The organism is Thermonema sp. (assembly GCF_026003375.1).
Lineage (GTDB): Bacteria > Bacteroidota > Bacteroidia > Cytophagales > Thermonemataceae > Thermonema > Thermonema rossianum.
Genome location: NZ_BPHD01000002.1, coordinates 245,845 through 260,153, shown reverse-complemented (window position 1 = coordinate 260,153; position 14,309 = coordinate 245,845). Strand labels below are relative to the sequence as shown.

Here is a 14,309-nt window from a genome sequence, read left to right as displayed (position 1 = left end):
AAGAGAGCCCCCTTTGGGGCTTTTTTTATTCGGGCAAAGAAATTTTTCCAAGTCTTACTTGAATGAGAGGAGGCGGATAACCGGCGGGCTTGCCTTGTAAGCATTCATAGCCCAAAAGGGCAAACAGCATTGCTTCTTTGGCATCGGGAGGAATGCCCAGCACTTCGGTGCTCTGAATAACATGATGGGGTAAATATTCCTGCAGTTTTTCCATTAAAAAATGATTATGCACACCGCCGCCACTTACATAAATTTTCTGCGCTTTGTATTGTGGCTGCCGGCAGATGGCTTGGGCAATGCCCCAGGCTGTAAAACAGCAAAGGGTATGTAAAATATCTTGTACTGCATACCTCTTGCCTTCTATCAAGGCGGCAAGCCATTGCCATGAAAAACTCTCTTGACCGGTACTCTTGGGAAAGGTTTGTTGAAAAAAAGGGTGGGCAGTAAGGGCATCGAACAAATCCGGCAAGAAATGCCCTTTGCGGGCAAGGCGTCCGGAAGCATCGTAGTCTTGTTGTAAAAAGTGGCGGGTGGTGGCATCTAATAGGGTATTGCCGGGGCCGCAGTCGCTTGCCCACAAGCTTTGCCCACTATCGCGTGGCGGAAGATAGGTGAGATTGGCAATACCGCCAATATTGAGCAGCCAACGGCTTTCTTGCTCGTGAGCAAGCAGCAGGTAATCGCCGTAGGGGGCCAGTGGAGCACCTTCGCCGCCCCCTGCAATATGCTTTTGGCGGAAGTCGCTGATGGTGAGAATGCCGGTTCGTAAGGCAATGATGTCACCATCGCCTATTTGCAGGGTGCTGTGTAAGCCATGCCCGGGGTCCGGTGCATGGTAAGCCGTTTGCCCATGGCTTGCGATAAGGTCTATTTGCCCGGAGGTAAGCTGCCACTCTTTGAGTGCGCTTAGTATCATTTGGGCATGCCACTCGCCCACCAAACGGTGGAGGCGGGTTAACTCTTCGAAATTGACATACTTTTGGAAGACAATTTTTTGTAATTTTTCTTTTTGAACCTTACTGTATTGCTGTGTTTTGAAACGATGTAGTGTAATATTTTTATTTTTTTCAGATTGACTGACATGGCACAAGGCTATGTCCAAGCCGTCGAGCGATGTGCCTGACATACAACCTATAATTGTAAGTTCCTTTTTTTGCAATATCTCTAAAACCTTATGCACGCCTACTTTCGTTTTTAAAAAGTTGGTAAAAAAACTTGAATAAATAATATCTTTTTATTACATTCATACAACTAAGCCGGTATGGCTTCTTGCTTCTTTTTTCGGAAGAATTTTCTATGCCCTTTCTTATCACCAAAACTAACTTAATTAAAAACTATGGAAAGCTATTGCCTCAAAATCGCCTTGGATTCTACGCCTGCTGTATTTCACACAGGCATGTATGTTGCCTTAGGAAAAGGCTGGTTCAACGATGAAGAACTGGCTGTTCGCTTCATTAGCCCGGACGAGGATAACTACTACATGACACCTGCCCAGAAATTATGGCATGGGAAGGTTGATTTGGCTATTCTGAGGCCGGAAGAGCTTACCTGTCTGAATATTTCGGAGCCGGCACATCGTTTTATAGCTTTGGCTACTCTTTTGCAAGACAACACACAAGCAATTGGGATAAGAAAAGAAATGGGCGTGGCGCGTTTGGCGCATCTCGATGGCAAGCGCTATGCCTATATGGGGCTGCCTTATGAGCATCGTTTTTTACGTTGTCTTATCAAACAGGATAGAGGGAAGGGGAAATATGAGGCAATAGAAACCGGTACGGCGGGGGCATGGCGTGCTTTCCTGCGCCGCCAAGTAGATGTGGTGCGTTATCATACAATCTGGGAGGGGGTAGATGCCGCATGCAGGCATATACCCCTTACTTCTTTTATGATAAACGAGCAGCACGTGCCTTATCGTTATACACACGTGTTGTGTGTGCGCGATGATGTGTGGCAACAAAAGCAAGAAGCCATTCGTGCTTTCCTGCGGGTGGTGGCCGAGGGCTATTATTTTGCTACTGAGCACCCCGACAGCGCCGCCAATCTGCTGATGGAAGGGGCACGGCATCCTTCGTTGAACAATATTCGTTTTCTGTATCAAAGTCAGCTAAGAGCTTTGCCGCACTACGGAGGCAAAGATTGGGGCAAAATGGATATTCAGCATTGGCGTGCCTTGTGGGAGGGGATGTTGGAGCACAAAGTGCTGTTGGGACCCGACAAAAAAGTACTTGACCACCTGCCTTTTGCCATAGAGGAGGTCATACAACCCGTTCTACAAAAAGAAACAGCTATATAATACTTGTTTGTTTTGCTTTTCATACAGCTCTTTTATACCTTACTAAACCCTTTTAGTAAGGTATTCCTTTTTTCAAGCATAGAATTTATGTGTGCATGACATCCAAGAAGTTAGATAAAAACTACAAGCTTCGAGACCTGCGGTGCTATGCTTCCCGCAATGCACTGATGGGCAATCAGTATGAATACCGCCGCGTATTTGAAGCCTCAGAAGTCAATTATTTGTATGCCGAGTTGTCTTTTTTCAACAAGCTGTTCGATGAAGAAGATTGGGCTTGTGATTGTGTGTTGAAAGCTTACCGCATCAAGAACAATGAAAAAATAGAGCTGTGTAGTATTGACATTCACCGGGAGGTGCGCAAAGAAGAAAATATTGTGTATGTGCGCGAAGGTTGGGGCACACCTGAATACGGTGCCTTTTGGAAACGTGGCGACTACCTTTGGGAAGCCTTCATCGATGGAGAACCGGTGGCTTCACAAAAAATATACATTGAGGAAGGTGGAAAAGTGACACCGGGCAATAACCCCTATTTCGATATTGAAAGCCTTCGTTTTTTCAATGGTCCTTATAGCCTTGATGACCTGGCAGGCGGCAAGCGACGCTACTTGACTCAGTTTGCTTCCGACAAAACACAATACATATGGACAGAGCTGACCTTACGCAATAAGCAGACGCGCTCGTGGTACTGTGAAATATTTTTCAATTATTTCGATGATGCGGGACAGCTGAAAGGCAGCGTGAGCGACTTGTTATATGTGGCGCCCGGTACTACCACTTTCTATTCTCTGGCAGGCTGGGGAAACAATACGCCCGGCTCTTGGCTGCCTGATAACTATCGCGTTGAAATAGTGTTTATGTCGGAGTTGGTGGCAGTGGCACCCCTGCGTGTACACGAAACGGTGGAGGTGGAGGGGGAACCGGAAGTGTTTTTTCCGGCAGAAAATAAACCATATATAGCCGGAGGTACCGCCGCAGAAGCATCCATGGATGAAAAATCATTGAAAGAGCTGCTTCAGGAACTGAACGAAATGATAGGCTTGGAGCCGGTCAAGAAGCGTTTGAATGACTTTATTCATTATTTGAAATTTTTGCGTTTGCGTCAAGCGCAGGGGTTTGAAGAAAATACCCATATAAGTTTACATTCCGCTTTTTTGGGCAACCCCGGGACCGGCAAAACTACCGTGGCCAAGATGCTGGGTAAAATCTACCATAAGATGGGGCTTTTGTCCAAAGGTACCGTTCACGAGGTGTCGCGCGCTGATCTTGTAGGTAAATTTATCGGGCAGACGGCTCCACAAACACAAGAAGCCATCAACAAAGCACGCGGCGGCATCTTGTTTATCGATGAAGCGTATGCTTTGGCTCGGAAGGGCGATGAAGGCGGGCAGGACTTTGGCAAGGAAGCCATTGAAATATTGATAAAAGAGATGTCGGATGGTCCTGGCGATTTGGCCATTATCATGGCGGGCTATCCCGAAGAGATGCAGCACATGCTACAGTCGAATCCGGGCATGAAATCCCGCATCAACCTGATTTATTATTTCCCTGACTATACGCCGCAGGAATTGATGGAGATTTTAGAGTTGAAAGCCCGGAAGAAAGGGGTTGTTTTTGCCCCGGAAGCCAAAGAGTATATATACAAGCAGCTGGTAGAGTTGTATCGTAACCGGGACCGCACCTTCGGCAATGCCCGTCTGGTAACTTCTTTGGTGGAGGAAGCAAAGCTAAATATGGGGCTTCGGATTATGCAACAAGCAAATGCCAAGGAATTGTCAAAAGAAGCTTTGGAAACCATCTTGCTGGAAGACGTAAAGGCTATTTTTGGCAAGCAACATGCAAAGAAGCCCGATATACCCATAGATGAAGAGCTGTTGCACGATGCCATGCAGCAACTCAATGCCTTAATAGGCATGGAGAATGTAAAAAATGAAATTCATGAGCTGGTGAAGCTGGTACGCTTTTACCGCGAATCGGGGCGTGATGTACTGAATCGCTTCTCTATGCACATGGTGTTTACGGGCAATCCCGGTACGGGCAAGACAACCGTAGCGCGTATCATAGCGCAGGTGTACAAGGCTTTGGGCATATTGGAACGTGGGCATTTGGTAGAGTGCGACCGCCAGTCGCTGGTTGCCGCTTACGTGGGGCAAACAGCCATCAAAACCAAGCAAAAAATAGATGAGGCAATAGGCGGGGTGCTGTTTATCGACGAAGCCTATGCCTTAACCAGCAAGTCGGAACAAGACTTTGGCAAAGAAGCAGTGGAAGTGCTGCTCAAACAAATGGAAGACCGACGGAGTGAATTTGTGGTGATAGTGGCGGGCTATCCTGATAATATGCACGAGTTTTTGCATGCCAACCCCGGTTTGCTTTCCCGCTTCGACATGACCATTCATTTTGACGATTACAAGGTGGATGAGCTCTACGACATTGCCCTGAGCATGTTTGAGCAGGAAGGTCTGCATTTAGACCTGGCGGCACAACAACAATTAAGAAGCTACTTGGAACATCTTTACCGGACAAGGAATAAATACTTTGGCAATGCCCGCTCCGTAAGGAAAGTGGTACAGCAGGCTGTGCGTCATCAGCATTTGCGTATGGCTTCTTTGCCCAAAGAGGTGCGCACACCTGAAGTGCTGGAAACGGTTACTATAGAAGACCTGCGCGACCTGATGAGTTCTTCGAATGACAAAGAGGAAGGGCTGGGCTTCCGTTTGAGTGGTGGGGGGGCTTAGGTTTCATTTCACCTTCTTCGTATGGAAATAAAAAAAGAGGGCATTTGCCCTCTCTTGCCATTTATTGACAGCTTTTTTACAAAAGTGCTTCGGTAAGCTTTCTTACCAACTGTAGACTCACTTCCTGCCGGGCTTTTTTGTAGGCATCCAAGCCCGCCTTTTCGTAGTCGGTTTGAAAACCTTTGATGTTGTCCAGTACGGTGCTCATGATTTCGCGTTGTGTGGCAGGGTCTATCGCTACCGCCTTAATGCTGAGCTTGCTGATATAAATAGCTCCGCTGCGTGAAAGCGCTTCGGTGTTGGCTTCAATAGACAGCACCACATCGGCACCTTGGGGTGTGCGGCTGAATTCCACTCCTTTTTTGCTCAACTCGTTTTTTATGTACTGCTCTACAATATTGTTGTCGAGAGCTTTGCCCAAGTTGTATTCTTTTGATTCTATGTAAACGACGGGCTTTTCAATATGAATGGTAACTGTAGCTTTGGGGATGGAAAAGCGCTCAATAAGAAAACGTTCAAGCTTGTCGCTTTCTTTGACCTTGGCAATTTGCATGAGGTCCGGTGCTACGATGAGGTGGAGAGTCCCCGTAGCGCTGATGGCTTTTTTGAGTTCGAGACCGGCAGTGCCGTTTGCGTCAGTAGTGGGGGGGCAACTCAACAAGCCCTCACCGTCTTGGAAATAGCTGTGCAGGGGCAAATAAGCCAATGTTTGTTGATTAGCCACGGTGGCTTTCAATTTCAGCAATTGAGGCCGGCTGTTGCGACGCTTAAGACGCACCTCTTGTGGTGTTATTTGAAGCTCGACTTTATTCAATATGTTTTGAATGCCGTAGTAAGCTTCTACCATCAACGAGCGGGATTCGCCGTTTACATTTATTTCAAGGTTTTCGCCCCAATAATTTTTTATGGCAAACAAGGCTTGAAAATAGCCCTCCATGGCTTCTGTCCATTGGCGGCGTTGCTCTGCCTCTTTGGCTTTTTGATAAAAAGCAAAGGCGGTCTGGCGTGCGTTTTCTTTTTTCTGTTCCTGCTGGCGTGCATACTCGGCTTTCGACAGGCGGTAATATATCCAATAGCGCTCGCCGTCTTCGTAGGTATCTACTATTTCAAAGTTTTCGATTTCGGCAGTGGCAGTGGTTTTTATGTTCGACTCATACTCTTCGCGAAAGCTGCCGTTTTTGTCTAACTGATAAAGAAAGGAAGTGCTGGAAACAGTTACTTTTATTTCCGAAATGAGGTCTTGCAGTGCATTTTTTTTGGCAGTTTCCTGGTAGTCGGGCTGCCGCATGCTTGCACTGCCAATGCCTATGTAATAGACCGAAGAGATGGGGCGTGCCTTGACCCACTCCGGGCGGTCGTCTTCAATATTTTGGGCAGATGCCGGCACGCTCTGCTTTTGGCAGGCGAGCATGCCCCACAGCAATACCCACATACAAAACAGGTAAATCGATTTAGTTTTCATATTCCGTTTCAACATAGTGAATGACATTATTTACACATTGTTCTGCAATACGTTCTAAAAGCGGATCCAGCATGCCTTGGGTGGAGTTGAGTTGCCGCTTGGCAGTGAATAGGTTATGCAACTCTTTGCGAGCAGAGGAAGAGGTGTTCACGCCGACATCGCTGCCGGGATACAAGTTTTTATAGTCGCCGCGATAAGTGGCATAGTGAATGTGGTCGCTGCTGGATTGGCGTGCGATATTGGAGAAAATGATTTTTCCCGTTTCCGAAGAAATCAAATAATACTGCACACTTACTTCTACGGTTTTGGATTGTTGGTACTCCGTATAGTTGGTTTTACGATAACGCACCTCATATACGGTTTTATTGGTAGTGGTATCGGTAACTTTTACCTTATAGGCTTCATAAGCTATTTTATTTACTGCTTGCAGGGGCGTTTGCTCTATAGAAACATTGATAATTCGAGCAGCCAATACGGCTTTGGCGCCCAACAGCTTGCCGGCTTCAGCAGCCGTGCCTTCATTCACTACGCCTGTCATGCCCAATTGCTGCTCGTTGAGAAATTTGTCTATGTTGTCGCGATCGACTACCTCTATAAGCGGATGCTTGTTGTTGACCAAGCGGTTGATGATGCGCCCGCGTAAACTTTCGGCGTAGGGGCGGTTGTTGTAATTGCCGGGAATGACCGGCAGCACACTGACCGTGAGCATGGCTTTACGGCGGCAATACTCGCGCAGCTGGCGGACATCTTTATAATCAGGTAAGTTGCGGTATATTTGGTCGAACTTATAGAAGGCTTGCTTATATTTCTCTTCGTTCATCAGGCGGTTGCCCTCGCGATAAATGGGCTCATAGGTGCTGGTTTGTTTAAGCTTTTTAACGTCTTTGTAATTGGGGTCTATGCTAAGAATCTCTTCAAAAATATTGTTTGCTTCATCGAACTGCTCTTCAAGCAATTTTTTAGTCCCTTCCTGATAGCGTTGTGCAAGATATATGCCTTTCGATTCTTCAAAGTATTGGCGGTGGGTAGGAGGAATCCGGAGTTGTACGGAATGCTGTGCCACTTGCTGTTGAAACGCTTGCGCCTTCAGAAAGGCGTAAACAGTTTCGCGATGTTGTCCGTTGGCATGCGCTTGAAACACTTCGCTCAGGTAATCGTCCAGTACGCGTTCGCCCACGCGCTTCAGTCCCATTTGGGCTTCTGCTTTGCGGGGATTGCGCCGGATGGCTTCCATATAGCTGTTGGCAGCTTCCAGATACATGCGTGATTGCTCGAAGGCAATGCCTTGCTTTAGATATTTTTTAGCACCGCTGCAGCCGGTCAATAGGCTGAGTATGCATAAGCAACAAAAAAGTAAGTAGTTCTTCATAATCTTTTGACATTGGTTCCTTTGCTTCAATAAGCTAAGAAAAAATGTGCCAAAAAGTGTCTTTTTGAAGCATAAAAAACAAAAAATGTCAAGGGCGGTATTCAAAAGCCCCAATATCGGGTTGGTTATCGCGGGGCAAGCCTTCTATGTCGTTGGTTATGGAGGTGGGTAAGCCCCGGTCAATGAGTGGTGAGTTTTCAGTCGGCCGCAAATTCAAGGCGCGTTCATCTTGAAAAAGCACGCCGGAAGGGTTTACCTGATTTTGATTGTTGCCGGGGTTCAGTACTTCGGCAGAATAAGTGGCTGTTTTGAATACATTATGAGCCGCTTGTAAGCTTAGACCGGGTCCAATGAAAAATATTTCATCGGACAGACTGCCCCAAAATACCGAATTAAACAGGCTGATGCTCATGGGGGGGGCGTCGTCGCTTTGAAAAAAGACAGTGCCCGGCTCGTTGTTCCGGAAGAAATTGTATTCATAATTGGCAAAGGTGCAATGCACCAGCTCATAACTGCCCCCGTCGTTGGCTTGAAAAAGGCGTTCAATACAATTGCTGATGATGGTATTGTACAGGCGCATCTGCGAGTTAAAAGCAATGCAACCGGCCACGGAGGCATGATAAATCTGACAAGCGTTTATATCTACTTCCGTATCGCTGCATAAGATGCCTATTTCGGCATTGCGCAGTGTACAGTAGTTCAACAGGTGACGACCGGTGCCGGGATAGAGCAAAAGCCCGCGCCAAGTGCCTACAGCTCTTTCGTACAACGGCTCTTGGCGGAAGCCACCTATCACCACCGAGTCGGCCGGGGTGCCATTGATGATGAGCGTACCGAAGACATGCAGGGCAGCGCGATTATAAGCATAAACACGTGCCCCGGCTTCTATGGTAAGGCTACAGCCCGGCGCCACACTCACCGAATCGTAGAGAATATAAGGCCGGCCGGCGTCCCATACGGCATCGCAGGCAATGGTGCCACTGATATGGGCTACGGTCTGCCCCCAGCTGATGAGCGGCACTTTCTGTTGGTTGCCGTTGGTTTCGAAAAGCAGTTCATCATAAAAAAGTTCCGGCTCTTGGTTTTGGCTGTTGCCCGGCAGGGTGGCCGACACCAGCACGCGCAGACTGTCGCCGGCACGCAGAAGCACCTTTTCCCAAAGGCTGCCTTCTTTGCCATTGATGATGACCCGATAGGGCGAAGTGCTGCCCCCTTGGAGCGTAATGCGCCGGATGCGTACGTTTTTGCTGTTTTTATTGTAAACACTGAAACGATAAGTGGGGGTGGTCAGGTCGGTGAATACCGTATCCAATATGATGGCATCATTTGAGAATGAAAGCTTGAGGCTTCCATCGGAAGAAACAGGCTCTTCCAAGCCTTGGCATGCAACCAATAGGCTTAAAAGAGCCAAAAAAACATACGAATACCGCCCTTTGAATCTCATCTTTATTGCACGCTTCCTTCCTTCAGTTTTTCGGCATTATCGGCAATGCGCAGGGCATCAATGATTTCTTCCAGCTCGCCATCCATCACTGCCGGCAGGTTGTAGAGGGTCAGACCAATACGGTGGTCGGTTACGCGGCTTTGCGGAAAGTTATAGGTGCGTATTTTTTCGGAACGCTCACCCGTTTTTACCATCGAACGACGTTGCTCGCCTACTTCTTTGTTGTGCTTTTCCAGCTCGAGTTCATAAAGGCGGGCACGCAGCACCTTCATTGCTTTTTCTTTGTTTTTTATCTGCGACTTCTCATCTTGGCAGCTTACTACCACGCCCGTAGGCAAGTGGGTAATACGCACTGCCGAATAAGTAGTGTTTACCGACTGCCCGCCGGGACCCGAAGAACAAAACGTATCGATGCGCAGGTCGTTCGGGTTGATTTCTACATCTACTTCTTCCATCTCGGGAAGCACCGCCACACTGGCGGCAGAGGTGTGCACCCGTCCTTGGGTTTCGGTAGCCGGCACCCGCTGTACGCGGTGTACCCCCGACTCATACTTCAAAGTGCCATAGGCGCCACTACCCGTTACCGAGGCAACAATTTCTTTGTATCCGCCGGAAGTGCCCTCGGTGTAGTCGAGTATTTCCATTTTCCATCCCTGCTTCTCTGCAAAGCGCTGGTACATGCGGAAAAGATCGCCGGCAAAGAGGGCTGCTTCATCGCCGCCTACTGCCGCCCGTATTTCAAGGATGGCGTTTTTATCGTCGTTGGGGTCTTTGGGGATAAGCAGCAGCTTCAGCTCTTCTTCCAACTGCTCTTTGGCAGGCAGCAGCTCATCGAGCTCCATTTTAGCCATCTCGCGAAACTCTTCGTCTTTCTCGTTGGCTAAAATGTCTTTGGCATTTTGAATGTTTGATAAAACAGATTTATATTTTTTATAGGCATCTACGATTTTTTCCAGCTCTTTGTATTCTTTGCTGAGCTTGGTGTAGTTGTCCATGTCACTCATGACATTGGGGTCGCTCATTTGGCGACTTACTTCTTCGAAACGTTCAACAATCGCCTCTAATTTAGCTATCAGGTCCATATAAATTTTGCGTCTTTAAAAAACAGCTTTTGCAAAATTAACTAAAATTTAACTAAATTGATATTCCTAAACGGGCCGGAAGCCCTACCTTTGGAGCAAGCAAGGCAAAAAATTGAAAAAACCATTTTAAAACATACAAAAACTTGACTGATTGGCGTTTACGATTCACATAAATTGCCTTATCTTTGTCAACCAATCGCTTATAAGAAAAAAGCAAACATAAATACTATGAAGACAATTCGATTGTTGTGTTTATCGGCTGTAATGACACTGTTCGTGCAATATGCACAGGCGCAAGGGGGGGATTACAAGTTCCACAACATTTTTATTTACAACTTTACAAAGTACATTGTTTGGCCCTCTGACTATCAACAAGGCGATTTCGTAATAGGTGTTTTGGGGGCGTCGCCTTTGACCAATCAGTTGAAGTATTGGGCGGGTAAAAAGAAAGTGCGCGGTGTGCAACCTATTGTAGTGAAGCAATACGAATCGCCCAACGATTTGCGCAACGAAAAAGTGCACATGATATTTATTCCATACTCGAAAAGTGGCTACTTGAAATATGTGCAGGAAGCCGTGAGCGGGAAACCCACGCTGATTATCACTGAGAAAAACGGCTTGGCGCTCCAGGGAAGCATGATCAACTTTGTGGTGCGTAATGGGCGTTGGACCTTCGAAATCAATGAAGAAGCCACGGAAAAAGCAGGTTTAAAAGTATCGAGCCAGCTGCTGCGGGTAGCCATTCGGGTACGCTAACCGAAAAACGTCTTGTATTTGCTGCCACCTTGCCGGTCAAATGGTGAGGTGGTCTTTTTGTATAAACCGGTGCGATGGCTTGATTGAAGCTAAGCACTTCAGGAAAATATTTATTTTTTCGAATGCACTCTTAAGCTTGTAGTTCTTTTTCTTTTTTGTTAAAAAAGCGTATTTTTAAGCAAAATAGTCGCATCAACAGGCAAACATATGAAACGAAAAGGGCTAACTATACGCGGAAAAATACTTTTAGGCTTTGTTTTGGAAGTACTTATTTTCGCTGTTTATGGTGTGTATGGTATTGTTACCGTACAAAACAATGCGGTAAAAATAGATGAATGGAACCGGGTCATAGACCCCTCTTTGGATGCCATCAAAGACTTAAAACTGCTGGTAGTCAACTCGCAGCGTCTTACCTTCTCTTTCATCTATTCGCCCCCGCAAGCACCCACACTCGAGGAAGACAAGCAGGCACTGCAGAACTTGCACGAGCAGGAATATCCTCAATTGAAAGAGCGTATCAGCACACTCACCGGCTTTTGGAAAGACAGCACACAGGTAGAGCAAATGGAGAATGCCTTTCAGAGAGTGGAAGCGCTCATGGCAGATCAAAAAGTGGCACTTAGTACTTTCCGGACGGTAGATGACCGGAACGACTTCCTGAAAATATCGAATCTGAACCAGTTGGTAGAAGACAAACTGCTGCCGGCTACCTCTGTCATTTTGGGCGACCTGGACAAAATCGAGCAAGCCAAGAAGCAGGAGAAAGAAATCTATCACGACGACGTGGTGGAGGCATTTCAAAACCTAAAACTGCAGACCATCCTGCTGGTGTTATTCATTACCTTCGTAGGTTTGATATTGGCATGGTTGGTAACCAACGATATCGTATTGCCCATTGAAAAAATCAATGCAGTAATTGCGCGCCTGAGCCGTGGGGAACTGCCCGAAGAAAGCGAAATAGATACGATAAGCAAGCGGAGCGATGAAGTGGGCGAGATAGCCCGTTCGGTGTATAACCTGGTGAGCGGGCTGCGTTCGGTAGCTGCCTTTGCCGAAAGCATTGGTCGCAAAGAGTACGATGTGCCCTTTAAGCCACTCAGTGAAAATGACGTTTTGGGGAACGCCCTCATAAACATGCGTGACAACCTCGCCAAAATGACCACGCTGGAGACACGCCAAAACTGGGCAAACCGTGGTTTGGCAGAGTTTAGTAGAATTCTGCGCGAAAGCAGTGATGATGTGGAGCACATGGCCGATGTGGTAATTTCGGAGTTGGTTACTTATCTGAAAGCCAATCAAGGCGGTTTCTTTATTGTGCGCGAAGACGAAGGGGGGGAAGAAGAGCCTTACTTGGAGCTGGTGGCTTGTTATGCATGGGATAAAAAACGTTTTCTTGAAAAGAAAATTTATAAAGGCGAAGGATTGACCGGGCAGGTATGGCAGGAAGGTGAAATGCTTTACCTCGAAGACGTGCCCGATGACTATGTTATGATTACTTCCGGTCTTGGCAAAGCCAATCCGAATAGCATTTTGATTGTGCCTTTGAAAGCAGCCGATGTGGTGTATGGAGTCATTGAGTTGGCTTCTTTCGATAAGTTTGAAGATTATCAGCGGGAGTTTGTGGAAAAAGTAGCAGAAAGTATTGCGGCTACCTTGGCCATGCTCAAAAACACCGAACAAACGCAGCGCCTGCTTGAAGAAAGTAAGATGCTGGCTGAGCGTATGGCAGCGCAGGAAGAGCAAACACGCCAGTATATTGAAGAAATGCAGGCAACGCAGGAAGAATTGGCACAACGTCAGCTGTTGGCTGAAAGCAAAGAGCGGGTTATTTATTCCAATGCCATTGTGTTGCATGTCAACAAACGGTTCCAAATCACGCAAGCCAACGAGCTGGCCTCGCAGGTGCTATACTATGCACCCGAGGAGCTCAAAGGCATGACACTGAATGAACTGTTCGCTTCCGAAGCCAAATACGAAGAAATGCGCATGCAGCTGTCACGGGGACAAAGCTGGCGCGGTATTGTAACCATCCGTGCCAAGTCGGGCGATGAGTTGTGGGTGAAAATACTGGCGGGCACCATTCAAAACGGCGAAAGCACTGAGTATATGATCGTGCTTGATGATATCAATGAAGCCCGTTTGCTGCATGTGAACTAAGTGTTTTTTAAAAAAAACAGGAAAATGAAACGAGTGGTTTTTTTCTGTGGGTGGATAGCCTTGCTATCCACTTTTTGTTGCGCTTGCGAGGTGAAAACCATCAAAGAGGCAGGCTATGATGTGGAAGCCATCCGGGAAGAAATGGAGTTGCGCAAAGTCAAGCGCATCACGCCGGCAGAGTTTGTTTCTTGGGTAGATGAGCATGGTAGCGAAGCGGTGGTGGCATTGAATCGCTATTTAGGCACCTGTTTGCAACAGACTACTTTTGCAGCCTGCAAACAGCAAATGCGGCCTTATGCCGACAGCCTCGCCCGCGTTCATGGCTTTCGTTACGAGTACTTGGATAGCCAAGACTTACAAGAAAAGGTGCGTGCAGCCAAAAGCGAACAAGAAAAGCAACTGTGGACGGCTTATCTCTATGCGCTCGAACAAGACAATGACTTGCATACCAACGTGCAGTTTATGAAAGCACGCAGGGAGTATTGGTACACAGCGCCCTTTGTGTTGTATGAAGAGTTTCGTGAAAAGTCGCAAGCCAAAGAAGTGGTGAGCGGCTTGTGGCTGTTGCGGTTTCCGCAGAAAGAAATTGTGAAGCGATTCAAGTAAAGGAAACTATTCTGTAAGCAGGAAAGTTGAAAATAGAAGACCTCAAAATAAAACTCACTATGGTAACGATTACCGATAAAGCGAAAGAAAAACTCATACAACTGCGCGCCGGCGAAGGCAAAGATGAAAGCTATCATTTGCGCGTGGCAGTAAAAGGCGGCGGCTGTTCGGGCTTGATGTATGACCTCTCTTTTGACAACCAAATACAGCCCGGTGACGAAGTGTTTGAAGACAAAGGCATTAAAATCTTAGTGGACAAGCGCAGCCTGCTCTATTTGTTGGGGACTACGCTCGATTATTCCGACGGTCTGAATGGTAAAGGGTTTCAGTTTATCAATCCCAATGCGTCGCGTACTTGCGGCTGTGGCGAAAGCTTCGCCGTGTAGCACATAACCAATGTGATGC

11 protein-coding genes are annotated in these 14,309 nt (G+C 47.1%); 6 read left to right on the top strand and 5 right to left on the bottom strand.

Annotated elements, in window-relative coordinates; all coding sequences use genetic code 11:
• Positions 1 to 25: 25 nt before the first annotated feature.
• Positions 26 to 1,180, bottom strand: a complete 1,155-nt coding sequence (locus QVE43_RS06125; protein ID WP_288005190.1) for an anhydro-N-acetylmuramic acid kinase — start codon at positions 1,178 to 1,180, stop codon at positions 26 to 28.
• A 156-nt stretch (positions 1,181 to 1,336) separates the two neighbouring features.
• On the opposite strand from QVE43_RS06125, the gene QVE43_RS06120 reads away from it, so the two are divergent.
• Together QVE43_RS06120 and QVE43_RS06115 are read left to right on the top strand one after the other, a co-directional pair.
• The gene (locus QVE43_RS06120) at positions 1,337 to 2,293 is read left to right on the top strand and encodes an ABC transporter substrate-binding protein (protein WP_288005188.1); all 957 of its coding nucleotides are present in this window, start codon (positions 1,337 to 1,339) and stop codon (positions 2,291 to 2,293) included.
• 95 nt (positions 2,294 to 2,388) lie between these two features.
• On the top strand, positions 2,389 to 5,028 hold the full coding sequence (locus tag QVE43_RS06115; RefSeq protein WP_288005187.1) for an AAA family ATPase: 2,640 nt from the start codon (positions 2,389 to 2,391) through the stop codon (positions 5,026 to 5,028).
• A 76-nt stretch (positions 5,029 to 5,104) separates the two neighbouring features.
• Here QVE43_RS06115 and QVE43_RS06110 read toward each other — a convergent pair whose 3' ends face one another.
• From QVE43_RS06110 to prfA, 4 genes are all read right to left on the bottom strand, one after another.
• The gene (locus QVE43_RS06110) at positions 5,105 to 6,490 is read right to left on the bottom strand and encodes an LPP20 family lipoprotein (RefSeq protein ID WP_288005185.1); all 1,386 of its coding nucleotides are present in this window, start codon (positions 6,488 to 6,490) and stop codon (positions 5,105 to 5,107) included.
• The gene (locus QVE43_RS06105) at positions 6,480 to 7,859 is read right to left on the bottom strand and encodes a CsgG/HfaB family protein (RefSeq protein ID WP_288005183.1); all 1,380 of its coding nucleotides are present in this window, start codon (positions 7,857 to 7,859) and stop codon (positions 6,480 to 6,482) included. Before QVE43_RS06105 ends, QVE43_RS06110 begins: the two co-directional genes overlap by 11 nt.
• Before the next feature lie 88 nt (positions 7,860 to 7,947).
• Positions 7,948 to 9,303 carry a choice-of-anchor Q domain-containing protein gene (locus QVE43_RS06100; RefSeq protein WP_288005181.1) on the bottom strand — a complete coding sequence of 452 codons (1,356 nt, stop codon included), beginning with the start codon at positions 9,301 to 9,303 and terminating at the stop codon, positions 7,948 to 7,950.
• 2 nt (positions 9,304 to 9,305) lie between these two features.
• Positions 9,306 to 10,379 (bottom strand): peptide chain release factor 1, encoded by a 1,074-nt coding sequence (gene prfA / locus QVE43_RS06095; RefSeq protein WP_288006494.1) that lies wholly within the window; start codon positions 10,377 to 10,379, stop codon positions 9,306 to 9,308.
• A 234-nt stretch (positions 10,380 to 10,613) separates the two neighbouring features.
• On the opposite strand from prfA, the gene QVE43_RS06090 reads away from it, so the two are divergent.
• From QVE43_RS06090 to QVE43_RS06075, 4 genes are all read left to right on the top strand, one after another.
• Entirely contained in the window at positions 10,614 to 11,141 is a 528-nt protein-coding gene (locus QVE43_RS06090; protein ID WP_245605269.1) for a YfiR family protein, read from the top strand.
• A 207-nt stretch (positions 11,142 to 11,348) separates the two neighbouring features.
• A complete protein-coding gene (locus tag QVE43_RS06085; RefSeq protein ID WP_288005179.1) occupies positions 11,349 to 13,298 on the top strand; it encodes a GAF domain-containing protein in 1,950 nt (649 codons plus the stop codon).
• Positions 13,299 to 13,322: 24 nt separating this feature from the next.
• A complete protein-coding gene (locus QVE43_RS06080) occupies positions 13,323 to 13,904 on the top strand; it encodes a hypothetical protein (protein ID WP_038028825.1) in 582 nt (193 codons plus the stop codon).
• Between the two features lie 59 nt (positions 13,905 to 13,963).
• Positions 13,964 to 14,290, top strand: a complete 327-nt coding sequence (locus tag QVE43_RS06075; RefSeq protein ID WP_038029037.1) for an iron-sulfur cluster assembly accessory protein — start codon at positions 13,964 to 13,966, stop codon at positions 14,288 to 14,290.
• Positions 14,291 to 14,309 lie beyond the last annotated feature (19 nt).